23 protein-coding genes are annotated in these 26,231 nt (G+C 64.6%); 13 read left to right on the top strand and 10 right to left on the bottom strand.

Annotation, left to right across the window (positions count from 1 at the left end; genetic code table 11):
- Positions 1–16 precede the first annotated feature (16 nt).
- The 5 genes from L6D77_RS06075 to L6D77_RS06055 all read right to left on the bottom strand — a co-directional run bounded on the left by L6D77_RS06075 (position 17) and on the right by L6D77_RS06055 (position 7,007).
- On the bottom strand, positions 17–1,444 hold the full coding sequence (locus L6D77_RS06075; RefSeq protein WP_232882239.1) for a di-heme oxidoreductase family protein: 1,428 nt from the start codon (positions 1,442–1,444) through the stop codon (positions 17–19).
- 195 nt (positions 1,445–1,639) lie between these two features.
- Positions 1,640–2,977, bottom strand: a complete 1,338-nt coding sequence (locus L6D77_RS06070; protein WP_232882240.1) for an imelysin family protein — start codon at positions 2,975–2,977, stop codon at positions 1,640–1,642.
- A 149-nt stretch (positions 2,978–3,126) separates the two neighbouring features.
- Positions 3,127–5,178 (bottom strand): putative bifunctional diguanylate cyclase/phosphodiesterase, encoded by a 2,052-nt coding sequence (locus tag L6D77_RS06065; protein ID WP_236170028.1) that lies wholly within the window; start codon positions 5,176–5,178, stop codon positions 3,127–3,129.
- Between the two features lie 258 nt (positions 5,179–5,436).
- Complete coding sequence (locus L6D77_RS06060; protein ID WP_232882242.1) at positions 5,437–6,033, bottom strand: superoxide dismutase; 597 nt, start codon at positions 6,031–6,033, stop codon at positions 5,437–5,439.
- 374 nt (positions 6,034–6,407) lie between these two features.
- Positions 6,408–7,007: a LysE/ArgO family amino acid transporter gene (locus L6D77_RS06055; RefSeq protein WP_194792333.1), complete on the bottom strand. Its 600-nt coding sequence runs from the start codon at positions 7,005–7,007 to the stop codon at positions 6,408–6,410.
- A gap of 125 nt (positions 7,008–7,132) precedes the next feature.
- Between L6D77_RS06055 and L6D77_RS06050 the strand changes: the two genes are divergently transcribed.
- The 3 genes from L6D77_RS06050 (at position 7,133) to L6D77_RS06040 (ending at position 9,977) form a co-directional block, all read left to right on the top strand.
- Positions 7,133–8,023, top strand: coding sequence for a LysR family transcriptional regulator ArgP (locus L6D77_RS06050; RefSeq protein WP_232882243.1), 891 nt, complete (start codon positions 7,133–7,135; stop codon positions 8,021–8,023).
- 49 nt (positions 8,024–8,072) lie between these two features.
- Positions 8,073–9,068: an NAD-dependent epimerase/dehydratase family protein gene (locus L6D77_RS06045; protein ID WP_232882244.1), complete on the top strand. Its 996-nt coding sequence runs from the start codon at positions 8,073–8,075 to the stop codon at positions 9,066–9,068.
- An 87-nt stretch (positions 9,069–9,155) separates the two neighbouring features.
- Positions 9,156–9,977 carry an ATPase gene (locus L6D77_RS06040; protein WP_232882245.1) on the top strand — a complete coding sequence of 274 codons (822 nt, stop codon included), beginning with the start codon at positions 9,156–9,158 and terminating at the stop codon, positions 9,975–9,977.
- A gap of 73 nt (positions 9,978–10,050) precedes the next feature.
- On the opposite strand, the gene L6D77_RS06035 is transcribed toward L6D77_RS06040, so the two are convergent.
- Positions 10,051–11,523: an inorganic phosphate transporter gene (locus tag L6D77_RS06035; RefSeq protein WP_232882246.1), complete on the bottom strand. Its 1,473-nt coding sequence runs from the start codon at positions 11,521–11,523 to the stop codon at positions 10,051–10,053.
- Between the two features lie 307 nt (positions 11,524–11,830).
- On the bottom strand, positions 11,831–12,037 hold the full coding sequence (locus L6D77_RS06030; protein WP_110993726.1) for a hypothetical protein: 207 nt from the start codon (positions 12,035–12,037) through the stop codon (positions 11,831–11,833).
- A gap of 578 nt (positions 12,038–12,615) precedes the next feature.
- Here L6D77_RS06030 and pcaR point away from each other — a divergent pair.
- The 9 genes from pcaR to pcaC all read left to right on the top strand — a co-directional run bounded on the left by pcaR (position 12,616) and on the right by pcaC (position 22,331).
- Positions 12,616–13,485 (top strand): pca regulon transcriptional regulator PcaR, encoded by an 870-nt coding sequence (gene pcaR / locus L6D77_RS06025; RefSeq protein WP_232882247.1) that lies wholly within the window; start codon positions 12,616–12,618, stop codon positions 13,483–13,485.
- 379 nt (positions 13,486–13,864) lie between these two features.
- Positions 13,865–15,211, top strand: coding sequence for a 4-hydroxybenzoate transporter PcaK (gene pcaK, locus L6D77_RS06020; protein ID WP_232882248.1), 1,347 nt, complete (start codon positions 13,865–13,867; stop codon positions 15,209–15,211).
- A 238-nt stretch (positions 15,212–15,449) separates the two neighbouring features.
- Complete coding sequence (locus L6D77_RS06015) at positions 15,450–16,310, top strand: CoA transferase subunit A (protein WP_232882249.1); 861 nt, start codon at positions 15,450–15,452, stop codon at positions 16,308–16,310.
- On the top strand, positions 16,307–17,086 hold the full coding sequence (locus tag L6D77_RS06010) for a CoA-transferase subunit beta (protein ID WP_232882250.1): 780 nt from the start codon (positions 16,307–16,309) through the stop codon (positions 17,084–17,086). The genes L6D77_RS06015 and L6D77_RS06010 overlap by 4 nt, the downstream gene beginning before the upstream one ends.
- On the top strand, positions 17,083–18,288 hold the full coding sequence (gene pcaF, locus L6D77_RS06005) for a 3-oxoadipyl-CoA thiolase (RefSeq protein ID WP_232882293.1): 1,206 nt from the start codon (positions 17,083–17,085) through the stop codon (positions 18,286–18,288). Before L6D77_RS06010 ends, pcaF begins: the two co-directional genes overlap by 4 nt.
- A gap of 184 nt (positions 18,289–18,472) precedes the next feature.
- Positions 18,473–19,762, top strand: a complete 1,290-nt coding sequence (locus tag L6D77_RS06000; RefSeq protein WP_232882251.1) for an MFS family transporter — start codon at positions 18,473–18,475, stop codon at positions 19,760–19,762.
- Positions 19,763–19,771: 9 nt separating this feature from the next.
- Positions 19,772–21,124 (top strand): 3-carboxy-cis,cis-muconate cycloisomerase, encoded by a 1,353-nt coding sequence (locus tag L6D77_RS05995; protein ID WP_232882252.1) that lies wholly within the window; start codon positions 19,772–19,774, stop codon positions 21,122–21,124.
- An 11-nt stretch (positions 21,125–21,135) separates the two neighbouring features.
- Positions 21,136–21,927: a 3-oxoadipate enol-lactonase gene (gene pcaD, locus L6D77_RS05990; protein WP_232882253.1), complete on the top strand. Its 792-nt coding sequence runs from the start codon at positions 21,136–21,138 to the stop codon at positions 21,925–21,927.
- A gap of 11 nt (positions 21,928–21,938) precedes the next feature.
- Positions 21,939–22,331, top strand: coding sequence for a 4-carboxymuconolactone decarboxylase (gene pcaC / locus L6D77_RS05985; RefSeq protein ID WP_070093782.1), 393 nt, complete (start codon positions 21,939–21,941; stop codon positions 22,329–22,331).
- Between the two features lie 110 nt (positions 22,332–22,441).
- On the opposite strand, the gene L6D77_RS05980 is transcribed toward pcaC, so the two are convergent.
- Positions 22,442–22,966: an Mpo1 family 2-hydroxy fatty acid dioxygenase gene (locus L6D77_RS05980; RefSeq protein WP_232882254.1), complete on the bottom strand. Its 525-nt coding sequence runs from the start codon at positions 22,964–22,966 to the stop codon at positions 22,442–22,444.
- A 91-nt stretch (positions 22,967–23,057) separates the two neighbouring features.
- Here L6D77_RS05980 and L6D77_RS05975 point away from each other — a divergent pair, with 91 nt between their 5' ends.
- Positions 23,058–23,744 carry a Crp/Fnr family transcriptional regulator gene (locus L6D77_RS05975; RefSeq protein WP_232882255.1) on the top strand — a complete coding sequence of 229 codons (687 nt, stop codon included), beginning with the start codon at positions 23,058–23,060 and terminating at the stop codon, positions 23,742–23,744.
- Here the strand turns inward: L6D77_RS05975 and L6D77_RS05970 are convergent.
- Together L6D77_RS05970 and L6D77_RS05965 are read right to left on the bottom strand one after the other, a co-directional pair.
- Entirely contained in the window at positions 23,644–24,627 is a 984-nt protein-coding gene (locus L6D77_RS05970) for a LysR family transcriptional regulator (protein WP_232882256.1), read from the bottom strand. The genes L6D77_RS05975 and L6D77_RS05970 overlap by 101 nt on opposite strands.
- 193 nt (positions 24,628–24,820) lie before the next feature.
- Positions 24,821–26,074 (bottom strand): OprD family porin, encoded by a 1,254-nt coding sequence (locus L6D77_RS05965; RefSeq protein WP_232882257.1) that lies wholly within the window; start codon positions 26,072–26,074, stop codon positions 24,821–24,823.
- Between the last annotated feature and the right edge of the window lie 157 nt (positions 26,075–26,231).

Raw genomic sequence — 26,231 nt, 5'->3', positions numbered from 1 at the left:
GGCTCCTTAGCGCGTTTTAAAGTGAATTCAGGAAGGCCAGCAGCGCGGCGCGCTGCTCGGCATTGAAGGTCAGTACCTGGTCGCGCGCCGCCTGGGCCTCGCCGCCGTGCCAGAGCACGGCTTCGAGCAGGTCGCGGGCGCGGCCATCGTGAAGGAAGCGGGCATCGCTGCTGACGGTCTGGCTCAGGCCGATACCCCACAGCGGCGGGGTGCGCCAGTCCTGGCCGTTGGCGGCGAACTCGGTGCGCTCGTCGCTCAGCCCCGGGCCCATGTCGTGCAGGAGCAGGTCGCTGTAAGGGCGTATCACCTGGTTGGCCAGCTCTGGCTCGGCGGCATTGGCGGCGGTGGTGAACTGCGGGGTGTGGCAGCTTTGGCAACCGGCCTGGTAGAACAGGTTCTTGCCGGCCAGCACCTGGGGCGCCGCGACGTCGCGGCGGGCCGGTACGCCGAGGTTGCGGGTGTAGAAGGTGACCAGGCGCAGGAGGTTGTCGCTGACCTCTTTTTCGCCATCGGCGCCATCGCCATTGGGCGCGGCCAGGCAGTCGGCCTGGGCCGGGGTGCAGTCGTCCTTGGGCAGCAGCGTGCTGGTCAGGCCCATGTCACCGGCGAAGGCGTGCACATTCTGCTGGTTGACGTTGGGTTGCCCGGCCTTCCAGCCGAAGCGGCCGACCACGGTCTTGCCCAGGGCGTCGTCCCACACGCGGTTGGCACGGCCGCGGATACCGTCGTGGTTGCGGTCATCCGGGTCTTCGTTGGCCAGGATGTCAGCCTCGGCGATGGCTTCGAGCAGGCCCAGGCCGATCATCGGTGGGGCGATGCGGGCCGAGAAACGGGTATCGGGGTGCATCGGGCCGTAGCCGAGCTGGGTGATCTGCAGCGTGGGGCGGCGTAACTCGACCTGGTGGCCGTCCTTGAAGGTGACGGTGTGGTTGTCGTAGCTCACCCGTACCTTGCCCTCTGGCGCCACGCCGGGCACGGCCATGTCCTGCAGCTGGGTGCCATACACCGGCTCAGGCACCACGCCCAGGCGTTCGATTACCCGGGCGTAGTACGGCTGGTCGGGGATCGACAGGCGTACCAGCATCGACACCGCGTTGCTGTCGCCCGGTTCCGGCGGGTGGCCGCGGCCGTCACGCACGTGGCAGTTCTGGCAGGCGTTGGTATTGAACAACGGGCCCAGGCCGTCACGGGCGGTGGTGGTGGACGGGGCGATCACCCAGGGGCTGCGAAAGAAGCTGTTGCCCACGGCGAAGTCCAGGCGCCGCTCGGGGCTGAGGTTGGCCGAGGGCAGGGAGAAGGCGTTGCGGTCACTGCGCTGTACCGTTGCCTGGCCGCCGGAGAGGGCTTCACCGGGCTCGGCCTGGGTGAAACGCGGGGCGTCGTCACAGGCGGCAAGGGTGAGGGCCAGCAGCAGGGGGCTTAGGCGGAGCAAGGACATCGACAATCCTGGGCGTGGGCGAAAAACCGGCGTGCAAGCTTATCAGGCCGGCCATTTTTGAATAAGAGCAATTTGCAATTACACGGATGAAAAGAATGTGAAATTTCAGTAATTTCGCTGGTTTTCATGCCCCGCGACAGGGCCTGAAAGCAAAAAGGCGACCCGAAGGCCGCCTCTTTGCGTGAACCGCTACCGGGTTGATCAGAACTCGTGATCAGCGGTGTCCGGGTTCAGGTTGTCGATGCCCAGCTTGCCCGCGGCCTGCTCGATCGCGCCGGTCTGCTTGACCAGCGAGGCGATGGCGTCACGCACGATCTGGTTGCCGGCAGCGTTGTCGGCGGCGATCAGCTGGTCGTAGTGCTCGCCTTTGAGGGCGTGGTCGACGATCACCTGCAGCTTGGCTTCGGTGGCTTCCAGGTCGGCCTTGAGGGTGGCGTCGGCGGCCGGGTCGGCCTTGGCCACCAGCGACGACAGGCTCGGACCGCTCAGCTTGGTGCCGTCGGCGCGGGTGTACTCGCCCAGGTAGACGTTGCGGATGCCCTTGGCGTCATAGAAGTGCGAGTAGTGGGTGTTGTCGCTGAAGCAGTCCTGCTCGTCTTCTGGCGAGTTGGCTTCCAGCGAGACCTTCATGCGCTCGCCGGCCAGTTCGCCCAGCGACAGGCTGCCCATGCCGAACAGCATCTTGCGCAGGCCGTCGTTGACCGGTTCTGCCTCGAGGGTGGCGCGGTAGTTGTCGGCCACGTTCGGTGCCCAGTTGCCGACCATCTCTTCGAGGTCCTTGACCAGCAGTTGGGTGACCGATTTCAGGTAGGCGCGGCGGCGGTCGTTGTGGCCGCCGGTGGCGCCTTTGCCTTCCAGGTAGTCCGAGGCTGGGCGGTTGCCGGCGCCTGGGCCGGTACCGTTGAGGTCCTGGCCCCAGAGCAGGAATTCGATGGCGTGGTAGCCGGTGGCGACGTTGGCTTCGGACCCGCCCAGCTCGTTCAGGCTGGCCAGTTTCTCGGGGGTGATGTCCTTGACGTCGACCTTGTCTTCGCCAACCTGGATTTCGGTGTTGGCGATGATGTTGGCGCTGGCGGCCGGGTTACCCAGGGCGTGCTCGTAGCTCTTGTCGACGTAGTCGATCAGGCCTTCGTCCAGGGGCCAGGCGTTCACCTGGCCCTCCCAGTCGTCGATGATGGTGTTGCCAAAGCGGAATGCCTCGCTCTGCAGGTAAGGAACACGTGCGGCGGCCCAGGCTTCTTTCGCGGCTTTCAGGGTCTGGTCGTTTGGCGTGGCGAGGAACGCGTCCACTGCGGTTTGCAGCTGCTTGGCGGTGCTCAGCGAGTCGCTGTACACGGCGTAGACCATCTCGGCGTAATGCTTGACCACGGCCTTGCCGGCGGCTTCATCGACAGCGCCCGGCGCTGCGGTGGTGGTGCTGGCGGCGGCAGGTGCCTGGGCTTGCGGTGCGGCGGCCTTGTCATTCTTGCCTTCGCCGCAACCGGCGAGGGCGATGGCGATGGCCAGCAGACTGGCGGAGGCCAGAGGCATACGAATCATTATTGGTTTCCTGCGTCGTGTGGTTGGACCGTGCGGCGTGGCACGCGAAACCACAACATCATGCGAAAGATTTGCATTTGCTGTAAAGGGGCGGGCGCGCATTTCATGCAAACGCCCGTTTGCGGTGCATCGTCTGTCGTGGCGGGGGGTTACAGCACCGAGACCTGGTTGCGCTGCGCCTGTTTGAGGAACGCGGTGAGCTCGCGCGACGACAGCGGCTTGCTGTAGTGGTAGCCCTGCCCTTCGTGGCAGCCCTGGGCGATGATGTAGCTCTCCTGCTCGGCGGTTTCCACGCCTTCGGCGATGACCTGCATCCCCAGGCTCTTGCCCAGCTGGATGATGGCCCGGACGATGGTGGCATCGTCGTCGTCGTCGAGCAGGTCCTGGACGAAACTCTTGTCGATCTTGATCTTGTCCAGTGGCAGCGACTTCAGGTAACTGAGCGAGGAATAGCCGGTGCCGAAGTCGTCGATGGCGATCAGCGCGCCTGAACGGCGCAGGCTGAGCAGGTGCTGGGCGGCGGTGCTGATGTCTTCCATCAGGCCGGTCTCGGTCACTTCCAGCTCGAGGCTGCGCGGTGGCAGGCGGTAGGCCTGCAGCAGGTTGTTGACCACTCGCGGCAGCTCGTTGTGGTGCAGCTGCACGGTGGACAGGTTGACCGCCATGCGCAGTTCGCTGAAGCCCAGGTCGTGCCATTCGCGCAGCTGACGGCAGGCCTGGTCGAGTACCCATTCGCCGATGGTGATGATGTTGCCGTTCTGTTTGGCCAGGGGGATGAACTGGTCCGGCGGTACCATGCCCAGCTCCGGGTGCTGCCAGCGCAGCAGTGCCTCGACGCCCACCACGCGGTGATCGCGGTAGCTGATCTGCGGTTGGTAGACCAGGTACAACTGGTTGCGCGGCAGGGCTTCGCGCAGGTCTTTTTCCAGTTCGCGGCGCCGGCGCATCTCGCTGTCGACGCTGGCGATGTAGAACTGGTAGCGGTTGCGCGAGCGGGCCTTGGCCAGGGTCATGGTCTGTTCGGCTTTTTGCAGCAGCTTCTCGGTGCTGTCGCCGTCTTCGGGGAACAGGGTGATGCCGATGGTGGCGCGCAGGCGGATCTGCTGGTGATCGAGGTCGAAGGGCGCTTCCAGGTCGTCGAGGATGCTCTGGGCCAGCTCGGCGGCCTCGTAGGGCTGCTCGATATTGGCCTGGACCAGGGCGAACTGGTCGCCTCCCAGGCGGGCCAGGGCGCCGAGGCGGCCGCTGTGGGCGCGCAGGCGGTCGGCCAGGGCCAGCAGCAACTGGTCGCCGACCTGGTAGCTGAACTGCTCGTTGACGCCCTTGAAGTCGTCCAGGCCCACGCACAGCACGGCCACGCGCCGTTGCAGGCGGCCACCGTCGTCGAGGATCTTGTCCAGCTGCTGCTGCAACTGCTGGCGGTTGGGCAGGCCGGTGAGGAAGTCGTACTGGGCCATGCGCTGCAGGCTGTTCTCGGCTTCGTGGCGCAAGTGGGTGTTGCGCTCGATAGAGGCCAGCAACTGGTTGGCGGTGTTGACCCAGATACCCAGTTCGTTCTTCTCGTGGCCCTTGAGCAGCGGGATCTGGTGCTGGCTGGGGCGGTCGGGGTTGATCTGGGTGAGGTGTTCGATGATCTTCGACAGCGGCTTGGTCAGCAGCCAGTGATACACCAGGTACAGCACCAGGCCCATGGCCAGGGCGCGCAATACCCCGGAGATGAAGATGATCACGGCGTTGATCAGGAAGCCTTCGCCGTAGCTGGAGGTGTCGAGGGTGATGCTCAGGTCGCCGTAGTATTCGCTGTAGGGGCCGCGGCCGACCAGTTGCGTGGTGTAGGTGCGTTCCTGGCCGAGGATCGGGTCGGTCAGCCAGCGCATGGACATGTCCTGCAGCGGGCGGGATTTTTCTGCGAGCATGGTTTCGTTGGGGTGGCCGATGGAGGCCATGCGCACCGATTCGTCCTGGAACAGGCCTTCCATCACCTGCATGCCCATTTCCCGGTCAAGGCTGTACACCGCTTGCGTGGAGGGGTCGCGGAACATGTCGAGGATGCGCTGGGCGTCACTGTTCACGGCCTGGCGGGTCTTGTAGACGTCATAGACGATCTGCGCGCAGCTGAGCACGACGCCGACCGCTAACGCCGACAGCAGCACAACCCTTAGCAACTTGACCGACAAGCTGTTGCGAAATTCCAGCTTCAAAGGGGTTTCCTTAATCCATGCGCATGCCATTATTTTGCCATCAATCTTGGCAACAAGACTATCGACCGATTGCCCGCCCATCGACGGAATTGCCCTTGGCTCTATATCGGTTAAGTGGCCATGCGACTTGAGTGCGCTGCATCAACTTTCCAGAAAATTGATGTTAGCGCGCTCTGCGTGCTGAGCAAGAGGACAAAGGCAGGCAACAGGCGAAAAAAAACCCGGCGGCGGCCGGGTTTTCTTTCAAGGCTTGGCTGATCAGGCCGTGAAGACTTTGCCTTCGAACTGCTCGGCAACGAACTTCCAGTTGACCAGGTTCCAGAACGCCTCGACGTACTTCGGACGCAGGTTGCGGTAGTCGATGTAGTAGGCGTGTTCCCAGACGTCGCAGGTCAGCAGCGGGGTGTCGCCGCTGGTCAGCGGGCAGCCGGCGCCGATGGTGCTGGCCAGGGCCAGGGAGCCGTCGGCCTTCTTCACCAGCCAGCCCCAGCCGGAACCGAAGGTGCCGACCGAAGTCTTGGTGAACTCTTCCTTGAACTTGTCGAAGGAGCCGAAAGCGGCGGTGATGGCGTCAGCCAGGGCGCCGGTCGGCTGGCCGCCGCCGTTTGGCGACAGGCATTCCCAGTAGAAGGAGTGGTTCCAGATCTGAGCGGCGTTGTTGAAGATGCCGCCCGAAGAGCTCTTGACGATCTCTTCCAGGGTCTTGCCTTCGAATTCGGTGCCTGGGACCAGGTTGTTCAGGTTCACGACATAGGTGTTGTGGTGCTTGTCGTGGTGAAACTCCAGGGTTTCCTTGGAGATGTGCGGCTGCAGGGCATCGTGGGCGTACGGCAGCGGCGGCAATTCAAAAGCCATGGTGGATCTCCTGATTCAGGTCTGTTCGCGGTTTGCGCAAGGCCGATCACGGGCGGCCCGGTGAGCGTCGGCGAGTTTGTACTCTTTGCGACGCAAGGGCTGGATCATAGCACCGGGCCTTGCGCATAACCACGCAACAACTATAGGGAATAGAGGTTCCAGAGCGGTTGGCGGGTGCCGATCGGTGGTGGTCGTTTCCAGATTGGTGAATGGACGTCGGCCCCTGTAGGAGCGGCCATGCGTCGCGACAGGGCCGCAGAGCGGCCCCGGCAATCTGTGCGCAAAGGCTGAAATCCTGGGGGCGCTGCGCCCCCCTTTCCGGCCGGTCCGGCGCCCCGGCGAGGCCGCTCCTACAGGGCCATGCAGGCCTGATATCAGTTGAAGATCAGCTGCGCCGCCACCGCGAACATCATCACCGCCACCATCAGGTCGAGCATCCGCCAGGTCGCCGGCCGTGCCAGCCATGGCGCCAACCATGCAGCGCCCACGGCCAGGGTGGTGAACCACAGCAACGAAGCGCTGGCGGCACCGGCCACGTAGGCGCCGGGCACGGTCTGCTGGGCGCCGAGCGAGCCGATCAGCAGCACCGTATCCAGGTACACGTGCGGGTTGAGCAGGGTCACCGCCAGTGCACTGAGCAGCACCGCACGGCGCGAGCGCACGCCCTGGCCCTCCTGGTGCTGCAGGCTCTGCTTGGAGCAGGCGCTGCGCAAGGCCTTGGCGCCGTACCAGATCAGGAACACCGCGCCGCCCCAGCGGGCCACTGCCAGCAGCGTCGGGTTATGCGCCAGTACCGTGGCCAGGCCGAACACTCCAGCAGCCACCAGCAGCGCATCGCAGACGATGCACAACGCCGCCACCGGCAGGTGATGTTCACGGCGCAGGCTCTGCGCCAGGACGAAGGCGTTCTGCGCGCCGATGGCCATGATCAGACCGAAGGCCACCAGCATGCCGTTCAGATAGCTTTGCCACATAGCGCCAACACTCCACTGACACCGGCGCAGCGGCCGGTGTTGATTGCCAAGAAAGATGTGGCCATTGTGGCGCCCTCGGCTGTATAAGAAAAACAAATAGAGCTGATCACTCATTAGAGAAATCGATGTTCGACTATAAGCTGCTCGCCGCTCTCGCCGCGGTGATCGAACAAGCGGGCTTCGAGCGCGCCGCCCAGGTGCTGGGGCTGTCGCAATCGGCCATCTCCCAGCGCATCAAGCTGCTCGAGGCGCGGGTCGGCCAGCCGGTGCTGGTGCGGGCCACGCCGCCCAGCCCCACCGAAGTCGGCCGCCAGTTGCTCAACCATGTGCAGCAGGTGCGCCTGCTGGAGCGCGACCTGCAACGCCAGGTGCCGGCACTGGACGTGGAGGGCATGCCCGAGCGCCTGCGCATCGCGCTCAATGCCGACAGCCTGGCGACCTGGTGGGCGGGCGCCGTGGGGGCGTTCTGTGCCGAGCAGCAGGTGCTGCTGGACCTGGTGGTGGAAGACCAGGATGTCGGTCTCAAGCGCATGCGCGCCGGTGAGGTGGCGGCCTGCCTGTGCGGCAGCGAACGGCCGGTGGCCGGGGCGCGAAGCATGCCGCTGGGGGCGATGCGCTACCGGGCGCTGGCCAGCCCCGCGTTCATGGCGCGCTACTTCCCCAATGGCTTCGAGGTGGCGCGGCTGGCGCGCACGCCAGCGGTGGTATTCGGCCCGGACGATTTCCTGCAGCATCGCTACCTGGCATCGATGGGTATCCAGGACGGTTTCCTGCACCATCTGTGCCCTTCGTCCGAAGGCTTCCTGCGCATGACCGAGGCGGGCCTGGGCTGGGGGCTGGTACCGGAGCGCCAGGTGGCCGAGCAGTTGGGCCGGGGCGAACTGGTGGAAATCTGCAGCGATACCCCCATCGACGTACCGCTGTACTGGCATCATTGGCGCAACGGCGGGCAATTGCTCGCCCAGCTGACCGAGCACCTGCGCCATTCGGCACGGGATTGGCTGGTGCCCTTGTAGGCCTGGCCAGCGTCTGCTGCATCTGAAATCTGGCAAGGCGGAGTGTTACATGCGAATTCTGGTCACCGGCGCGAGCGGCTTCATCGGCGGGCGCTTTGCGCGCTTTGCCCTGGAGCAGGGCCTGGAGGTACGGGTCAACGGCCGGCGTGCGGAGGGCGTGGAGCACCTGGTCAAGCGCGGCGCGCAGTTCATCCCCGGCGACCTGGGCGACGCTGAACTGGCCCGGCGACTGTACCAGGGGGTCGACGCCGTTGTGCATTGCGCAGGCGCGGTGGGCAACTGGGGGCGCTACCAGGACTTCTACCAGGGCAATGTGGTGCTGACCGAGAACGTGGTCGAAGGCTGCATCAAGGAGCATGTGCGACGCCTGGTGCACCTGTCGTCGCCGTCGATCTACTTCAATGGCCGCTCCCAGCGTGATATCCGTGAAGAGCAGGTGCCACGGCGATTTCACGATCACTACGGATTGACCAAGCACCTGGCCGAGCAGAAGGTGTTCGGTGCCCAGGAGTTCGGCCTGGAAGTGCTGGCCCTGCGGCCGCGTTTCGTCACCGGGGCGGGCGATGCCAGCATCTTCCCGCGGCTGATGCGCATGCAGCGCAAGGGGCGTGTGGCGATCATCGGCAACGGCCTGAACAAGGTCGACTTCACCAGCGTGCACAACCTCAACGAAGCGTTGCTCAGCGCGCTGTTCGCCGAAGAACAGGCACTGGGGCAGGCCTATAACATCAGCAACGGCCACCCGCTGCCGCTGTGGGACGTGGTGAACTACGTCATGCGCCGGATGCAGCTGCCGCAGGTCACCCGCTATCGCAGTTTTGGCCTGGCCTACAGCCTGGCGGCAGTCAACGAGGCCGCCTGCCTGCTCTGGCCGGGCCGTCCGCAGCCAACCCTTACCCGTACTGCGATGCAGGTAATGAGCAAGGACTTCACCCTCGACATCAGCCGTGCCCGCCAGTACCTGGACTATCGCCCCAAGACCGATACCTGGGCCGCGCTGGATGAATTCTGCCATTGGTGGAAAGCGCAGCCGGGCAACCCGTGAACCTGCTGCCGGGATGATGGTCTGCAGTGCGCCGCCTTGGCGGTTTATACTCATGCCTCTTTGCTACCACAGCGGTTGAATGCACCCATGCGTAACGACGCCCACGACGATTTCGACGACGTGCCTGCCCTGCGCGCCGGCACCCCCGATGACGATGAATTGCTGCCTGCCCATGTCGCGCGCAGCCGCCAACAAGCCGCGCAGCCGCGCAGCAATGGCCCGCTTTGGGCGTTGCTGGGGGCCTCGTTCATTGGCCTGGCCGGGCTCGGCTGGTGGAGTTTTCAGCAGCTCTCGCTGATGGAGCAGCAACTGGTGGCCACCCAGGAAAGCTTCGCCCGCATCAGTGAAGAAGCGGCCGGGCGCCTGCAGGCAATCAGTGGCAAGGTCGACGCCAGCGAGTCGAGCAGCACCACCGGCAGTGAGGCGTTGAAACTGCAGATCCGTCAGTTGCAGGCCAACCTGGCCGAGCAGGGCAAGCAGCAGCAGGGCGTTGCCGGCCAGGCGGGCGACCTGGGCAAGCGCCTGGAGCAGGTGCTGGCGGATACCCGTGAGCAGCAGAAAGCCGTGACCGAATTGCAGGGGCAACTGCAAGCGCAGTTGAAGGCCGTGAATACGGAACTGGCGGCGTTGAAGTCGGGTCAGCTGGACGGTGGCAAGCTCGATGGTCAGCTGAAAAGCCTGAGCACCGAGGTGGAGGCGCTGAAAAAGCGCAACCCGAGCGCGGCAATCGAAAGCCTGGAGCAGGATGTGCTGGTGCTCAAGAGCCAGGCCGACAACCGCTCGGCGCAGCCGGCCGGGGGCGCTTCGGTGCAGGAGTTCGATGCGTTCCGCGGGCAGACCACCCGCAACATCAATACCCTGCAGAGTCAGATCCAGAACCTGCAGCAGCAGATCAACGCCCGTCCCTGACCGGTCAGGGACGGGCGCTTGCCCGGACCATGAAAAAGGCGCCCGAAGGCGCCTTTTTTCATGCTGACGGGGTTCAGCCCATCGCCTTGATCGCCAGCCAGAACAGGCCGGCGGACAGGCCCACCGTTGCCGGCAGGGTCAGTACCCAGGCCAGCAGGATGGTCTTCACGGTGCCGCCTTGCAGGCCGCTCTTGTTGGCGACCATGGTACCGGCCACGCCTGACGACAGTACGTGGGTGGTCGACACCGGCAGGCTGAAGATGTTGGCCATGCCGATGGCGCAGGCGGCGGTGATCTGTGCCGACATGCCCTGGGCATAGGTCATGCCCTGCTTGCCGATCTTCTCGCCGACGGTCAGTACCACGCGTTTCCAGCCAACCATGGTACCCAGGCCCAGGGCCAGGGCGACGGCGACGATCACCCAGAACGGCGCGTACTCGGTGGTGGCGGTGAGGTCCTTGCGCAGCTTCTCAAGGTCGGCCTTTTCGCGTGGCTCCAGGCCTGGCAGCTTGCCGACCTTCTTCGCCGTGTCGTCCAGGCACAGCAGGTAGCGGCGTACTTCAACGCGTTTTTCGGCGCTCAGGGCGCGGTAGTCGGTCACACCTTGCAGCGACGATTGCAGCGCGGCAATGGTCGGCTCGGTCTGCTGCGGGTTACAGCTGAACTGCTCCGGCAGGTCGCTCGACTTGGCCTTGCCCAGTGCCAGGAACTCACCCAGCGTCGCCGCATTGCGCTCGTAGAACTGGCTCATGTGCAGGGTGGCGTCGCGGGTGCGTTCGATCTGGTAGGTGGTGCTGTTCAGGTCGAGCACGAACTTGGCCGGGACGATACCGATCAGTACCAGCATGATCAGGCCGATGCCTTTCTGGCCGTCGTTGGAGCCGTGCACGAAGCTCACGCCCATGGCGGAGATCACCAGTACCAGGCGGTTCCAGAACGGCGGGTGCTTCTTGTCGTCGAGCTTGCGGCGCTGGTCCGGGGTCTTGTGCATCTTCGACAGCGGGCGCCACCACTTCAGGCTCAGCAGCACCAGTGCGGCAACGGCGAAGCCGGCCATGGGCGAAAGCACCAGCGACATGCCGATATCGATCGCTTTCTGCCAGTTGACGCCATCGCCCAGCGGGATATCGCTGATCAGCGCGTTGGCCAGGCCCACGCCAAGGATCGAACCGATCAGGGTGTGCGAACTGGAGGCGGGGATGCCGAAGTACCAGGTGCCCAGGTTCCAGGTGATGGCTGCGGCCAGCAACGAGAAGACCATGGCCAGGCCGTGGCCGGTGTTCACGTTGATCAGCAGTTCCACCGGCAACAGGTGGACGATGGCATAGGCCACGCCGACGCCGCCGAGCAGCACCCCGAGGAAGTTGAACACCCCGGAGAAGAATACGGCCAGGTGCGGTGGCATGGCTTTGGTATAGATGACAGTGGCTACCGCGTTGGCGGTGTCATGAAAGCCATTGATGAACTCGAAGGCGAGAACGAAGGTCAGAGCGAGCATCAGGCTCACGACGACCCAGGCATCCAGTCCGCTGAATAAATCGATCATGAAGGTTGTCTGGCGGTCTTTAGGGGGGCGGGATTATGCCAGAAAACCCTGGAAATCGATGCACCTGCCACAGAACGATGACGGATGACCGTTCGCGCAGGGCTTTCGCCAGTTGCTGATGGGTAGCAGCGAACAGGCAGCAAAAATTCACTAAATTCCCTAAAAATCAAAGATTTGACTGAAAATCTTTGTGTGGGAATCTGCTCAAACGCCCGTATGAAATTTGTGTAATTCCATTTCACCCGGGGTGTTTTGGTAAAGATGCTGGCGCGCCGACGGTTGATGACCGATGGCGCGGTGATATCAGTCAGCTACGTTCGCCGTCGCTGTGCAGATCCTTCTCCATCTTTTCCAGCTCCTGGGCGAACGCCTGGTCGCGAATGCTTGCGCGCTTGCGCCAGGGTTTACGTTCCGGGTCGGGTTGTGCGGCATAGGTGGTAACTTCGCCACCGTAAACATCCTTGTAACGTTCAGCCTGTCGCTCGAGTTCCGCGCGCAGTTCTTCTTTCGTCACAGTCATACCTGAAGAGTTTGAAGTTTGGCGTTGGCATAGACCAGCACATGGCATGTGCTGGCGTATCTGTTCAACGCGAAATATCCGTCGTAGCGACGCCGAGGTGGCAAGTTCAAGGTAACCGGAAAGTGCCCTTGTTCAACACCGGGCAAGCCAAACCGAGGCGTTGGCTTGAAGGTCGGCAAGCGACGAAAGTTAGCTGATGGGATCCGCATGGCTTGCGGGCAATCAACCTAAACGATTATAGCAACAGCCCGAACGAAGGCCATCGTTCTTTACTGGCCGCTGACAAAACCCTGCAAGTTGTTATCGCCTGCAGCCTGTGAGTATCTGCGTGCAGACACTGTAAGTTCAAGCCACCGGGTTTAAAGTTCAAGCCAGCAGGGCTGAAATAAAAACGGCCTCGCGGGTGGGCGAGGCCGTTGCCTGAGACTTCTACGGTGGGTACCTGACCAGTCTCTCCAAAGAAGCCACATGTGGCAGGGGAAAGGTATAAGCAAAAGTGTCAGCGGTCAATTGCGATTATCGGCCGTTCGTTCGATAATCGCACAAACCAGCGTTTTTTATGAGGCAGCTCCATGAGCGATGAAACCAGCGGCCCGGTGGCCAACGACCCCGCGCGCAGCACCACGCCGGCCATGGCCCCGCCGATCGTGGCCTCGGCGGCCAAACGCATCCAGGCCTTCACCGGTGACCCGGACTTCATGACCTCTCTGGCCCGTGGCCTGGCAGTGATCCAGGCGTTCCAGGAGCGCAAGCGCCACCTCACCATCGCCCAGATCAGCCACCGTACCGAGATCCCACGGGCTGCCGTGCGCCGCTGCCTGCACACCTTGATGAAGCTTGGCTACGCGACGACCGACGGTCGCACCTACTCGCTGCTGCCCAAGGTGCTGACCCTCGGCCACGCCTATTTGTCCTCGACGCCGCTGGCGGTTTCAGCGCAGCCCTACCTGGATCGCATCAGCGACCAGCTGCACGAAGCGGCCAACATGGCCACGCTCGAGGGCGACGACATTCTTTACATCGCACGCTCGGCCACCGTCGAGCGGCTGATTTCGGTCGACCTTTCGGTTGGCGGGCGCCTGCCGGCCTACTGCACGTCGATGGGGCGCATTCTTCTGGCGGCGCTGGACGATGCCAGCCTGCACGAATACCTGGACCGTGCCGACCTCAAGGCTCGCACCAGCCGTACCCTGCACGATGCGCAGTCGTTGTTCGCCTGTATCCAGCAGGTGCGCGAGCAGGGCTGGTGCGTGGTCGACCAGGAGCTGGAGCAAGGCCTGCGCTCGATTGCCGTGCCTGTCTATGACGCCTCCGGCCAGGTGCTGGCGGCGCTGAACGTCAGCACCCATGTCGGGCGGGTCAGCCGTAGCGAGCTGGAGCAACGCTTCCTGCCGATCCTGCTGGCGGCCAGCCGCGATCTTTGCCATCAGCTGTTTGGTTGATTACTCGACTGCTTGTGGGGGCGGGCTTGCTCGTCCGCTCCTACAAAAATCGTGCAAGGCAGTTGCTCCCACATGCACCAAAATCGAACAGTCGGAAAGTTTCCTGTTCGATAAACGCACAATGTCGTGTTCGACGAATTGCGCAGGCCCGGCCCGCTGATTAATGTCTGTCGCACAAGTCGGCTGTGCCGACCTGACAATAACAACAGGCCAAAAGGGCTCCTTGATGAATACGCATCTTTTGCTGTCGCGGCCGCACCCGCGCACGCTACCGCTCAACTCCGGCTGAACCCAGTCCGCTGTTTCCCTGCGAAACTTATCGTTCCTGCGTATGTATGTACGCAGTCGCCTGCCTGCGCCTATCTTCCGGATAACAACAATGAACAAACCGCAATCAACCGTCGGCAACTGCCTCGACGTTCAGTCGTTCATCAACGACCAGCCACTGTCCCGGTATCAATGGCGTGTGGTGATCCTGTGCTTTCTTATTGTCTTCCTTGATGGGCTGGACACTGCGGCGATGGGCTTCATTGCCCCGGCGCTTTCCCAGGAATGGGGTATCGACCGTGCAAGCCTTGGCCCGGTCATGAGTGCCGCGCTGATCGGTATGGTATTCGGTGCACTGGGCTCCGGGCCGCTGGCCGACCGTTTCGGGCGCAAGGGCGTGCTGGTGGGCGCGGTGCTGGTGTTCGGTGGCTTCAGTCTGGCCTCGGCCTATGCAACCAATGTCGACCAGTTGCTGGTGCTGCGCTTCCTCACCGGCCTGGGATTGGGTGCGGGCATGCCCAACGCCACCACGCTGCTCTCCGAGTACACCCCCGAGCGCCTCAAGTCGTTGCTGGTGACCAGCATGTTCTGCGGCTTCAACCTGGGCATGGCCGGCGGTGGTTTCATCTCCGCCAAGTTGATCCCGGCCTACGGCTGGCACAGCCTGCTGGTGATCGGTGGCGTGCTGCCGCTGTTGCTGGCGGTGGTGCTGCTGGTGTGGCTGCCGGAGTCGGCACGGTTCCTGGTGGTGCGCAATCGTGGCAGCGACAAGGTGCGCAAGACGCTGGCGCCGATCGCCCCCCAGGTGGTGGCCCAGGCGGCGAGCTTCAGTGTGCCTGAGCAGAAGGCGGTGGCGGCACGCAACGTGTTCGCGGTGATCTTCTCCGGCACCTATGGCCTGGGCACCGTGCTGCTGTGGCTGACCTATTTCATGGGCCTGGTGATCGTCTACCTGTTGACCAGCTGGCTGCCGACGCTGATGCGCGACAGCGGCGCGAGCATGGAGCAGGCCGCGTTCATCGGCGCGTTGTTCCAGTTCGGCGGTGTGCTCAGCGCCGTGGGCGTAGGTTGGGCCATGGACCGTTTCAACCCGCACAAGGTGATCGGCATCTTCTACCTGCTGGCCGGCGTATTTGCCTACGCGGTGGGGCAGAGCCTGGGCAACATCACCCTGTTGGCGACCCTGGTGCTGGTGGCGGGCATGTGCGTCAACGGTGCGCAGTCGGCCATGCCTTCGTTGGCGGCGCGTTTCTACCCCACCCAAGGGCGTGCCACCGGCGTATCGTGGATGCTCGGCATCGGCCGTTTCGGTGCGATCCTCGGCGCCTGGAGCGGGGCAACGCTGCTGGGGTTGGGCTGGAATTTCGAGCAGGTGCTGACGGCTTTGCTGGTACCGGCCGCGCTGGCTACCGTGGGCGTGGTGGTCAAAGGTTTGGTGAGCCACGCCGACGCGACCTGAGGTTCTGGAGGAGCGGCACAAGGCCGCTCCTCCAGAAAGCTGCGCCAGACAGTGACTCCCGCAAGGGGAGAGCCGGCCTGGCATAGATGAATAGCAGAGTAACAAACGGTTCGATAATCGCACATAAGTGCGATTATCGGATTGTAACCGCCCCGTCAGTCTCCTTAATCTGAGCCCATCGCAGCGACGCATGGGCCCGCTGCTCACCGACCCGGCTCGTCCTGACCAGGAGTCTCCAATGGCAGCAATCCTCTCGCTTCACGATGCCGTGAAGCAGTTCATCCAGGATGGCGACAGCGTCGCCCTCGAAGGCTTCACCCACCTGATCCCGACCGCCGCCGGCCACGAGATCATCCGCCAGGGCAAGCGCGACCTGACCCTGGTGCGCATGACCCCGGACCTGATCTACGACCAGCTGATCGGTGCCGGCTGTGCGCGCAAGCTGATCTTCTCCTGGGGCGGCAACCCGGGTGTGGGTTCGCTGCACCGCCTGCGTGACGCGGTGGAAAAGCAGTGGCCGCATGCCATCGAGATCGAAGAGCACAGCCACGCCGACCTGGCCAACGCCTACGTCGCGGGTGCTTCCGGCCTGCCGTTCGCGGTGCTGCGCGCCTACGCCGGCTCCGACCTGCCCAAGGTCAACCCGTTGATCAAGAGCGTCACCTGCCCGTTTACCGGCGAAGTGCTCGCCGCCGTGCCATCGGTGCGCCCGGACGTCACCGTGATCCACGCGCAGAAAGCCGACCGTAAGGGCAACGTGCTGCTGTGGGGCATCCTTGGCGTACAGAAGGAAGCGGCCCTGGCGGCCAAGCGCTGCATCGTCACCGTCGAAGAGATCGTCGACGACCTCAACGCACCGATGAACGCCTGCGTGCTGCCAACCTGGGCCCTGAGCGCGGTGTGCCTGGTGCCGGGCGGCGCCCACCCGTCCTACGCCCACGGTTACTACGAGCGTGACAACCGCTTCTACCAGGCCTGGGACCCGATTGCCCGCAACCGCGAAACCTTCAGCGCCTGGATCGACACCTACATCCGTGGCACCACCGATTTCACCGAATTCCAGGCCAAGCTGGCCAGCACCGCGGAGGCCGCGCAATGAGCTACTCCACTTCCGAAATGATGACCGTCGCCGCCGCCCGTCGCCTGCGCAACGGTGCTGTCTGCTTCGTCGGCATCGGCCTGCCGTCCAAGGCCGCCAACCTGGCGCGCCTGACTTCGTCGCCCGACGTGGTGCTGATCTACGAGTCCGGCCCGATCGGTGCCAAGCCCAGCGTGCTGCCGCTGTCGATTGGCGATGGTGAACTGGCGGAAACCGCCGACACCGTGGTGCCGACCGGCGAAATCTTCCGTTACTGGCTGCAGGGCGGGCGCATCGACGTGGGCTTCCTCGGCGCCGCCCAGGTAGACCGCTTCGGCAACATCAACACCACCGTGGTCGGTGGCTACCACGCGCCGAAGACCCGCCTGCCGGGGGCTGGCGGCGCGCCGGAGATCGCCGGCTCCGCCAAGCAGGTGCTGATCATCCTCAAACAGTCGCCCCGGGCGTTCGTCGACAAGCTCGACTTCATCACCTCGGTCGGCCACGGCGAAGGCGGCGACTCGCGCAAGCGCCTGGGCCTGCCGGGCGAAGGGCCAGTCGGCATCATCACCGATCTGTGCATCATGGAGCCGGAAGCCGGCACCCATGAGTTTGTCGTGACCTCGATCCACCCGGGCGTGACCCGCGAGCAGATCATCAACGCCACCGGCTGGGCGATCCGCTTTGCCGACAACGCCCAGGAGACTGCGGCGCCGAGCGAGGTCGAGCTGACCGCGCTGCGTGACCTCGAAGCCCGCACCGCCGCCGCCCATGGGCAAGTGGCAGGAGAAGCCTGATGCGTGACGTATTCATCTGCGACGCCATCCGCACCCCCATTGGCCGCTTTGGCGGCGCCCTGGCCGGCGTGCGCGCCGATGACCTGGCAGCCGTGCCGCTCAAGGCGCTGATCGAACGTAACCCGAGCGTGCAGTGGGACCAGCTCGACGAAGTGTTCTTCGGCTGTGCCAACCAGGCCGGTGAAGACAACCGCAACGTCGCGCGCATGGCCCTGCTGCTGGCCGGCCTGCCGGACAGCGTGCCGGGGGTGACCCTCAATCGACTGTGCGCTTCGGGCATGGATGCCATCGGCACCGCCTTCCGCGCCATCGCCAGCGGCGAGATGGAGCTGGCCATTGCCGGCGGCGTCGAGTCGATGTCGCGTGCGCCGTTCGTCATGGGCAAGGCCGAGAGCGGTTTTTCGCGCAACATGAAACTGGAAGACACCACCATCGGCTGGCGCTTCATCAACCCGTTGATGAAGGCCCAGTACGGCGTCGACGCCATGCCCGAGACGGCCGACAACGTCGCCGATGACTATCAGGTGTCGCGTGCCGACCAGGACGCCTTCGCCCTGCGCAGCCAGCAGAAGGCGGGTGCCGCGCAGGCCGCTGGCTTCTTCGCCGAAGAGATCGTGCCGGTGCGCATCGCGCACAAGAAGGGCGAGACCCTGGTCGAGCACGACGAGCACCTGCGCCCGGACACTACCCTCGAAGCGCTGACCCGGCTCAAACCGGTCAATGGCCCGGACAAGACCGTCACCGCCGGCAACGCCTCGGGCGTCAACGACGGTGCCGCTGCGCTGATCCTCGCCTCGGCCGAAGCCGTGAAGAAACACGGCCTGACCCCACGGGCCCGGGTGCTGGGCATGGCCAGCGCCGGTGTGGCACCACGGGTGATGGGCATCGGCCCGGTGCCGGCGGTGCGCAAGCTGACCGAGCGCCTGGGCGTTGCCGTGGCAGATTTCGATGTCATCGAGCTCAACGAAGCCTTCGCCAGCCAGGGCCTGGCGGTGCTGCGCGAACTGGGTGTGGCGGATGATGCGCCGCAGGTGAACCCCAATGGCGGCGCCATCGCCCTTGGCCACCCGCTGGGCATGAGCGGTGCGCGGTTGGTACTGACGGCGTTGCATCAGCTGGAGAAGAGCGGCGGGCGGAAAGGCCTGGCGACCATGTGTGTGGGGGTTGGGCAGGGGTTGGCGCTGGCCATCGAGCGGGTCTGACCTGTACCGGCCTCTTCGCGGGTAAACCCGCTCCCACAGGGACCACGCCATCCTGTGGGAGCGGGCTTGCCCGCGAAGAGGCCGGACCTGCAAGGCACAGGGCTAATGGCCAGCCCCCATGCGGAACGAGTGTGTAACCAGGTATGTCTAGACTTACCTGTGACCCTCCAGGAGTAAACGCACCATGACCTCAACCTATTACACCGGCGAAGAGCGCAGCAAACGCATCTTCGCCATCGTCGGTGCCTCGTCGGGCAACCTGGTGGAATGGTTCGACTTCTATGTCTACGCCTTTTGCGCCATCTATTTTGCCCCGGCCTTCTTCCCCTCCGACGACCCCACGGTGCAGCTGCTCAACACGGCGGGCGTGTTCGCCGCGGGTTTCCTGATGCGGCCCATCGGTGGCTGGATCTTCGGCCGCCTGGCCGACCGTCACGGGCGCAAGAATTCATTGATGACCTCGGTGCTGATGATGTGTTTCGGCTCCTTGATCATCGCCTGCCTGCCGACCTACGCCAGCATCGGTGCCTGGGCGCCGGCGCTGCTGCTGTTGGCGCGGCTGATCCAGGGCCTGTCGGTGGGCGGCGAGTACGGCACTACCGCCACCTACATGAGTGAAGTGGCGCTGCGCGGTCAGCGTGGCTTCTTCGCCTCGTTCCAGTACGTCACCCTGATCGGCGGCCAGTTGCTGGCGGTGCTGGTGGTGGTCATCCTGCAGCAATTGCTGAGCGAAGAAGAACTGCGCGCCTACGGCTGGCGTATCCCGTTCGTGGTCGGCGCGGTTGCCGCGCTGATCTCGCTGATGCTGCGCCGCTCCCTGGAAGAAACCAGCAGCGCCGAGACGCGTCAGAACAAGGACGCAGGCTCGATCAGTGGCCTGTTCCGCAACCACGCCGCCGCCTTCATCACCGTGTTGGGGTACACCGCCGGCGGCTCGCTGATCTTCTACACCTTCACCACCTACATGCAGAAGTACCTGGTCAACACGGCCGGCATGAACGCCAAGAGCGCCAGTTTCGTGATGACCGGCGCACTGTTCCTGTTCATGATCCTGCAGCCGGTGTTCGGCATGCTTTCCGACCGTATCGGCCGGCGCAACTCGATGCTGCTGTTCGGTGCCCTGGGCACCCTGTTCACCGTGCCGCTGCTGATGGCGCTGAAGACCGTGAGCAGCCCGTTCATGGCCTTCGTGCTGGTGACCCTGGCGCTGTGCATCGTCAGTTTCTACACCTCGATCAGCGGCCTGGTGAAGGCCGAGATGTTCCCGCCGCAGGTGCGGGCGCTGGGGGTAGGGCTGGCCTATGCGATCGCCAACGCGGTGTTCGGCGGTTCGGCCGAGTACGTGGCCCTGGGCTTGAAGACCCTGGGCATGGAGAACACCTTCTACTGGTACGTGACCGCCATGATGGCGGTGGCCTTCCTGTTCAGCCTGCGCCTGCCCAAGCAGGCGGAGTACCTGCACGATGATCACTAAGGACGTTGCATGAGCAACCAACTGTTCGACGCCTACTTCACCGCCCCGGCCATGCGCGAAGTCTTTTCCGACCGTGGCCGGCTGCAGGGCATGCTCGATTTCGAGGCGGCCCTGGCCCGTGCCGAAGCCGCTGCCGGGCTGGTGCCACACGCGGTGGTGCCGGCGATCGAGGCCGCCTGCAAGGCCGAGCGCTACGACGTGCGGGCATTGGCCGATGCCATCGCCACCGCCGGCAATTCGGCGATCCCGCTAGTGAAGGCGTTGGGCAAGGTCATCGCCAGTGGCGTGCCCGAGGCCGAGCGCTATGTGCACCTGGGCGCAACCAGCCAGGACGCGATGGACACTGGCCTGGTGCTGCAGCTGCGTGATGCGCTGACGCTGATCGAGAGCGACCTCGGCACCTTGGCCGACACCTTGGCCCGCCAGGCCCTGCAGCATGCCGACACGCCACTGGTGGGCCGCACCTGGTTGCAACACGCCACGCCAGTGACCCTGGGGATGAAGCTGGCCGGTGTGCTCGGCGCCCTGACCCGTCATCGTCAGCGCTTGAAAGAGCTGCGCCCGCGCCTGCTGGTGCTGCAGTTCGGTGGTGCTTCCGGCAGCCTGGCGGCGCTGGGCAGCAAGGCGTTGCCGGTGGCCGAAGCCTTGGCCGAACACCTGCAATTGACGTTGCCCGAGCAGCCCTGGCACACCCAGCGCGACCGACTGGTTGAGTTCGCCGCGGTGCTGGGCCTGATCGCCGGCAGCCTGGGCAAGTTCGGCCGTGATGTCAGCCTGTTGATGCAGACCGAGGCGGGCGAGCTGTTCGAACCCTCCGCGCCGGGCAAGGGCGGCTCCTCGACCATGCCGCACAAGCGCAACCCGGTGGGTGCGGCGGTGCTGATCGGTGCCGCCACCCGTGTACCGGGGCTGGTGTCGACGCTGTTCAGCGCCATGCCCCAGGAGCACGAACGCAGCCTGGGCCTGTGGCACGCCGAATGGGAAACCCTGCCCGACATCTGCTGCCTGGTGTCCGGCGCGCTGCGCCAGGCCCAGGTGATCGCCGAGGGCATGGAAGTGGACAGCGAACGCATGCGCCGCAACCTTGACCTCACCCAGGGGCTGGTGCTGGCCGAAGCGGTCAGCATCGTCCTGGCCCAGCGCCTGGGCCGCGACCGCGCCCACCATTTGCTGGAGCAATGCTGCCAGCGCGCGGTGGCCGAGCAACGCCACCTGCGCGCCGTGCTGGGTGACGAGCCGCAGGTCAGCGCCGAACTGCCTGCCGACGAGCTCGACCGCCTGCTCGACCCTGCCCATTACCTCGGCCAGGCCCGCGTCTGGGTGGCGCGTGCCGTGGCCGAACATCAACGTTTCATTGCCTGAAGGAGACCGCTGTGGCGCACGTGCAACTGGCCGATGGCGTACTGCATTACCAACTCGACGGCCCGGCGCATGCCCCGGTGCTGGTGTTGTCCAACTCGCTGGGTACCGACCTGGGCATGTGGGACACGCAGATCCCGGCCTGGAGCGAGCACTTTCGCGTGCTGCGCTACGACACCCGTGGCCACGGTGCCTCGGTGGTCAGCGAGGGGCCCTACAGCATCGAACAACTGGGCAACGATGTGCTGGCGCTGCTCGACGCGCTGGATATCGAGAAGGCCCACTTCGTCGGCCTGTCCATGGGCGGCCTGATCGGCCAGTGGCTGGGCATCAATGCAGGCGCGCGCCTGCTCAGCCTGACCCTGTGCAACACCGCGGCGAAAATCGCCAACGACGAGGTGTGGAATACCCGCATCGACACCGTGCTCAAGGGCGGCCAGCAGGCCATGCGTGACCTGCGTGATGCCTCCATTGCGCGCTGGTTCACCCCGGCCTTCGCCGCGGCCGAGCCCGCCATTGCCCAGCGCATCACCGAGATGCTGGCGCACACCTCGCCCGCCGGTTACGCCGGCAACTGCGCCGCTGTGCGTGATGCCGATTTCCGTGACCAGCTCAACCACATCCAGGTGCCGACGCTGATCGTTGCCGGCACTGCCGACGTGGTGACCACGCCGGAGCATGGCCGCTTCATGCAAGCGGGCATCAAGGGTGCCGAATACGCCGAGTTCCCGGCGGCGCACCTGTCCAACGTCGAAGTCGGTGCGCCGTTCAGCGACCGTGTGCTCGATTTCCTGCTGGCCCGCTGAGGACACACGCCATGGATGAGAAACAACGCTACGACGCCGGTATGCAGGTGCGTCGCGCGGTGCTGGGCGATGCCCATGTGGACCGCAGCCTGGAGAAGCTCAACGACTTCAACGGCGAGTTCCAGGAAATGATCACCCGCCATGCCTGGGGTGACATCTGGACCCGCCCGGGGCTGCCACGGCATACCCGCAGCCTGATCACCATCGCCATGCTGATCGGCATGAACCGCAACGACGAGCTCAAGCTGCACCTGCGCGCGGCGGCCAACAACGGCGTGACCCGCGAAGAGATCAAGGAAGTGATCATGCAGAGTGCGATCTACTGCGGCATCCCGGCGGCCAATGCCACCTTCCACCTGGCGGAGTCGGTGTGGGATGAGTTGGGGGTTGAGTCGCGGCAGTGAGGTGAATCGGCGCCGCCCTCATCGCCGGCAAGCCGGCTCCCACAGGGGCCGGCATTTGCTGCTCCGGTGGGAGCTGGCTTGCCAGCGATGAAGCCCACGCAATGCCGCTGTCAGACTGCGGCTTTCTTCTGGCGGATCGCCACCGGCCCGGCATTGGCCTCCACGGCTTTCTTCAACTCGCCACACAGCCCGGCCATGAACGCCAGCTCCGCCACCACGAACAACGGCCCGATGATCAGCCCGCTGACATCATCGACGAATGCCGGCTTGCGCCCTTCGTAGGCATGCCCGACAAACTGGATAATCCAGCCCAGCACGAAAGCCCCCAGCCCGGCGCTCAGCCACAGCCCAGTGGACTGCACGGCCAACGCCTGCCCGGCCCACAGGCACAGCCCCAGCAACAGCCCCATCACCAGGCCGAAACGCAGGTCCAGGCGCAGGTAGAACCACACCGACCAGGTGGCCAGCAACAGTGCCGGTGACAGCCACAAACCCGCCACGTCCCACCCGGGTCGCGACAGCAGGATGCTCACCGCGAGCACGATCAGCGGGATACCGACGAAGTGGGTGGTGATATTGCGCGGGTCGCGGTGATAGGCCGCGTATTGACTCAGGTGTTCGACGAGGTTTTTCATTGTTGTTCCTCCATCAGGGGTAGGCGCAGCTTGCCCCGTCCATCCGTCGTCGTCTGTCGCCTGGCCGACAGAGTCCGCTTTGCGAGGTGCCATGCACGATCTGCGTACCCAGTTGCTGCACGGGCAATGGTTCCGGCAGTTGCCCATCAAGGTTCAGGATAGCCTGCTGGCCCTGGCCCGAACCCGCGAGCTGGCGCCGGGGCAATGCCTGTTCCAGCGTGGCGATGCGCCGTGTGGGCTGTATGCGGTACTGGAAGGGGCGATGCGGGTCGGCGCGGTCAGCAGCGAGGGCAAGGAGGCGCTGTTGACGCTGGTCGAAGCGCCTTACTGGTTCGGCGAGATCAGCCTGTTCGATGGCCAGCCACGCACCCATGACGCCTTTGCCGAAGGGGCTACGCGCTTACTGTGGCTCCCGCAGGCGCCTTTGCTCGAATGGCTGGCGCGCGAACCACAGCATTGGCGTGAGTTGGCGCTGCTGATGAGCCACAAGCTGCGCTGGGTGTTCGTCGCCCTGGAGCAGCAGAGCCTGCTGGCCGCAGCGCCGCGGGTAGCCCACCGCCTGCTGCAGATCGCCGAGGGCTATGGCGAGCGCGATATCGCCCAGTGGCGCCTGCAACTGTCCCAGGAGCAGCTGGCGCTGATGCTGTCGCTGTCGCGCCAGACCATCAACCAGATCCTCAGGAACCTCGAACAAGCCGGCGTGGTGCGCCTGGGCTATGGCGAGGTGGAGATTGTCGATGCGCCGCGGTTGCGGGCAATGGCGCAGCATCCAGGCTGACCAGGGTTTCGATCATCGCCCGCGCCGCCGGCGACAGGCGATAGCCGCTGCGGCTGACCACCCCGCAACGCACGCTCAGCACCTCGAGCCCCGGCGGCAGGTTGCGCCAGTGCAGGCGCACCAGGGTGCCGGCGGCCAGGTCCTCGGCCACCGCTTCTTCGCTGGCGCTGCCGACCGCATCACTGGCCAGCACCACGCTGCGCAGCACCGCCAGGTGCTCGGTTTGCAGGTGCGGGGTGAAGTCGTTGCGCCCGCTGAGGTTGGCCAGGCGCTTGCGCACCCCGGGGGCGAGCAGGGCGCAGGCCAGGGGGTAGGCGAACAGGTCGTTGGTCGACAGGCTGTCCTTGGCCAGCAGCGGGTGCCCGGGGCGGCAGAAGAACAGGCCGGGGCGTGGGTTGAGCGCTTCGGTGTGGAAATTCGGGTCGGCCTCGAACGGGCGGATGTCGTCGACGAAGAACTCGATCTGCTCGCGGCGCAGGGCCTGGCCCAGGCGTTCGGCGTTGTCCACCAGCAGTTCGGTGCGGATACCGGGATGGCGCTCGATGAACTGCTGCAAGGCCTCGGGCACCAGGCGCACGGCCAGGGCCGGGCCACTGCCGAAGTGCAGTTCACCGGCGTCGAGCTTGGTCATTTGCAACACCTCGTTGTTGAGCTGGGCGGCGCCTTGCACCAGGCGTCGGGCGTGTTGCAGCACCACCTGGCCTTCGGGGGTGGGGGGCAGGGCTTTGTTGCCACGGTCGACCAGGGTGCAGCCGAGGGTGTGTTCGAGGTTCTGGATGGCCCGGCTGAACGCCGGTTGGGTGATGCCCATGGCTTCGGCGGCGCGGACGAAACTGCGGTATTCGGTGAGGGCGATGAAATAGCGCAGTTGGCGGAGGTCCATGCTCGGGCTCTGGTGCGGGGATCAGGGCTCGGTTTTAGCTTTTGTTACATATAACGTCAAAGAATGTTATTTGATTTGTATATTCGCTTTGGTTCTTTGTTGTGATTGCCGGCCTCTTCGCGGGTAAACCCGCTCCCACAAGGTTGCGCACAATCCTGTGGGAGCGGGCTTGCCCGCGAAGAGGCCGGACCTGTTAAAGCAGATTCAGCGGGTAGCTCACGATCAACCGGTTCTCATCGAACGCATTGGTGCTGTAGTCCCGGCGCATGGTGGAGTTACGCCATTTCACCGACAAATCCTTGAGCGCTCCGGACTGCACCACATAAGCCAGCTCGGTCTCCCGCGCCCATTCCTTGCCGTCGTTCACCGCGCTGGTGTGCACGTTGTCGCCCTTGATATAGCGGTTCATCAAGGTCAGCCCAGGCACACCGACGGTGACGAAATTGAAGTCGTGACGCACCTGCCAGGAGCGTTCCTTGGCGTTGTCGAAGCTTGAGTTGTAGCTGTCGTTGGCCAGGGTGCCGCCGCTGGTGCCGTTGACCCGCATCCAGGCGTCGTCGCCGCTGACCTTCTGCAGGCCAACGTAGAAGGTATGCCCCTTGTAGCGCGCCGAGAGCAGGGCCGAAGCAGTGCGGTTGTCCAGCTCGCCGGCACGTTCGCTGCCGTCTTCCTTGCCGATGAAGTAGCCGAGGTTGGCGCCCAGGGTCCAGTCACCCAATGGCTGGCTGTGCACCAGGTTGAGGTACTGCTGGCGGTAGATGTCTTTGAGTTGCGCATCCCATAGCCCAATCATCGTGCGCTTGTCGTTGAAGGTGTATTCACCGCCAGCGAAGTTGAAGCGGTCCGAGGTAGCGCCAGCGCGGCCCTGCATGAACATGTCTTCCATGCTCGCGTCGTTGCGCGGGCTGTTGCCGCGGAACTGGCCGCCATACAGGGTCAGGCCATCGATTTCTTTGGAGGTGAGCTGGCCGCCACGGAAGGTCTGCGGCAGCGAGCGGCCATCGTCGGAACGCAGGATCGGCAGCACCGGCATCCATTCGCCCACCTTCAGTTCGGTCTGCGACAGGCGCGCCTTGAACGCCACGCCCAGGCGGCCGAAATCATCGGCCGGGCGGCCATCGTCGTGTACCGGCAGCAAGTGGGTGCCAGCGGTGCCTTTGCCGCCGTCGAGTTTCTGCGAATACAGGCCCAGCACATCCAGGCCGAAACCGACGGTGCCCTGGGTGAAGCCGGAGCGGGCGTCGAGGATGAAGCTCTGGGTCCATTCCTCGGCCTTGCCCTGGGGGTAGGCCGGGTCGACGAAGTTGCGGTTGATGTAGAAGTTGCGCAGGTTGAGGCTGGCCTTGGCGTCCTCGAAAAAGCCGCTTTCGGCGGCCAGGGCGGGCAGGGCGCAAGACATGGCCAACAGGCCGGGCAGCAGCTGGCGTGCGGGGTGCAAAGTGCTCATCTGTCGTGGATCTCTTGTTTTTATTGGGCGAGCCGGGGCGCTGCGGGTGCGGGCCGCAGGGGACGGGCGTCTTTGTGAGAACTTGTGCAACGTTGCGTGGGCGATGGTGCGGGGGAGGGGGAGGGCGAGGCAATTCGTCGCAAGCGGAATGGGGCGA

Source organism: Pseudomonas parasichuanensis (assembly GCF_021601385.1).
GTDB classification, from domain to species: domain Bacteria; phylum Pseudomonadota; class Gammaproteobacteria; order Pseudomonadales; family Pseudomonadaceae; genus Aquipseudomonas; species Aquipseudomonas parasichuanensis.
Note: the sequence above shows the minus strand (reverse complement) of the source record. Positions and strands in the feature narration are given on the sequence as shown.

Coding starts and splice junctions, on each gene's coding strand:
- L6D77_RS06070 (WP_232882240.1), bottom strand. CDS start 2,977: ATGATTCGTATGCCTCTGGCCTCCGCCAGTCTGCTGGCCATCGCCATC.
- L6D77_RS06060 (WP_232882242.1), bottom strand. CDS start 6,033: ATGGCTTTTGAATTGCCGCCGCTGCCGTACGCCCACGATGCCCTGCAG.
- L6D77_RS06055 (WP_194792333.1), bottom strand. CDS start 7,007: ATGTGGCAAAGCTATCTGAACGGCATGCTGGTGGCCTTCGGTCTGATC.
- L6D77_RS06050 (WP_232882243.1), top strand. CDS start 7,133: ATGTTCGACTATAAGCTGCTCGCCGCTCTCGCCGCGGTGATCGAACAA.
- L6D77_RS06045 (WP_232882244.1), top strand. CDS start 8,073: ATGCGAATTCTGGTCACCGGCGCGAGCGGCTTCATCGGCGGGCGCTTT.
- L6D77_RS06040 (WP_232882245.1), top strand. CDS start 9,156: ATGCGTAACGACGCCCACGACGATTTCGACGACGTGCCTGCCCTGCGC.
- L6D77_RS06035 (WP_232882246.1), bottom strand. CDS start 11,523: ATGATCGATTTATTCAGCGGACTGGATGCCTGGGTCGTCGTGAGCCTG.
- pcaR (WP_232882247.1), top strand. CDS start 12,616: ATGAGCGATGAAACCAGCGGCCCGGTGGCCAACGACCCCGCGCGCAGC.
- pcaK (WP_232882248.1), top strand. CDS start 13,865: ATGAACAAACCGCAATCAACCGTCGGCAACTGCCTCGACGTTCAGTCG.
- L6D77_RS06015 (WP_232882249.1), top strand. CDS start 15,450: ATGGCAGCAATCCTCTCGCTTCACGATGCCGTGAAGCAGTTCATCCAG.
- L6D77_RS06010 (WP_232882250.1), top strand. CDS start 16,307: ATGAGCTACTCCACTTCCGAAATGATGACCGTCGCCGCCGCCCGTCGC.
- L6D77_RS06000 (WP_232882251.1), top strand. CDS start 18,473: ATGACCTCAACCTATTACACCGGCGAAGAGCGCAGCAAACGCATCTTC.
- L6D77_RS05995 (WP_232882252.1), top strand. CDS start 19,772: ATGAGCAACCAACTGTTCGACGCCTACTTCACCGCCCCGGCCATGCGC.
- pcaC (WP_070093782.1), top strand. CDS start 21,939: ATGGATGAGAAACAACGCTACGACGCCGGTATGCAGGTGCGTCGCGCG.
- L6D77_RS05980 (WP_232882254.1), bottom strand. CDS start 22,966: ATGAAAAACCTCGTCGAACACCTGAGTCAATACGCGGCCTATCACCGC.
- L6D77_RS05975 (WP_232882255.1), top strand. CDS start 23,058: ATGCACGATCTGCGTACCCAGTTGCTGCACGGGCAATGGTTCCGGCAG.
- L6D77_RS05970 (WP_232882256.1), bottom strand. CDS start 24,627: ATGGACCTCCGCCAACTGCGCTATTTCATCGCCCTCACCGAATACCGC.
- L6D77_RS05965 (WP_232882257.1), bottom strand. CDS start 26,074: ATGAGCACTTTGCACCCCGCACGCCAGCTGCTGCCCGGCCTGTTGGCC.